We start from the raw sequence: 755 nt of genomic DNA, 5'->3' as shown, positions 1-755 counted from the left end.
AAGCCCGCACAGGTACTCTCCCTGACATCACCGTTTGTGCGGGTGCTTTTTCATATTTTGAACGATTTGTTTTAGAGATCTGCTTATCTAAAAATGTGGATTCTCGCTGTCATTGACGTGAGGCCGTTCTTTCGTGATCTCGTTTGGGCATCACATTTATGGGCGGAAAATTTCTACTCATCTCTCATTCTTCTCGACAAACATTGAGTAAAGGTAACGAATCGTAACATTGCTGCTGTAACTGAATGGCGTTTCAATATACTCGACTTAGTTTGTAAGCCACAGATTGCTAATAAGATTAGATGTCACTATGAGAAAAATTACCTTATTCAACACGACTTTCCTTACCGGCCTTGTTACCTTCTCTCACTTTGCCTTTGCTGCACCAACAGTTGTCCCTAATGCACCTGAATTAAGCTCTCGCGGTTATGTACTGATGGACTATCACACAGGTAAAGTGTTGGTAGAGCGCGATGCAGACAAGCGATTAAACCCAGCGAGCTTAACTAAGTTGATGACTGCTTATGTTGCAGGACAAGAAGTAAACGCTGGCAATATCAGTCTCGATGATCAAGTTGTCATTAGTCGCAACGCTTGGGCGAAAAACTTCCCAGATTCTTCCAAAATGTTCATCGAAGTAAACACATCTGTGTCTCTGTCTGATTTATATCGAGGATTGGTGGTTCAGTCAGGAAACGATACTCGTGTAGCCATTGCAGAGCAACTCGCTGGCAGCGAAGCCCGCTTTGTTAGCT

1 protein-coding gene is annotated in these 755 nt (G+C 43.3%); it reads left to right on the top strand.

What is annotated here, in order from left to right; genetic code table 11:
• Window positions 1–310 precede the first annotated feature (310 nt).
• Window positions 311–755: D-alanyl-D-alanine carboxypeptidase family protein (locus tag R7R24_RS26500; RefSeq protein ID WP_318120088.1), on the top strand; the 445-nt coding region annotated here is incomplete at its 3' end.

It is taken from the genome of Vibrio sp. 704 (assembly GCF_033339295.1).
The sequence above is the reverse complement of the archived record's forward strand: the minus strand, read 5'-3'. Positions and strand labels throughout refer to the sequence as shown.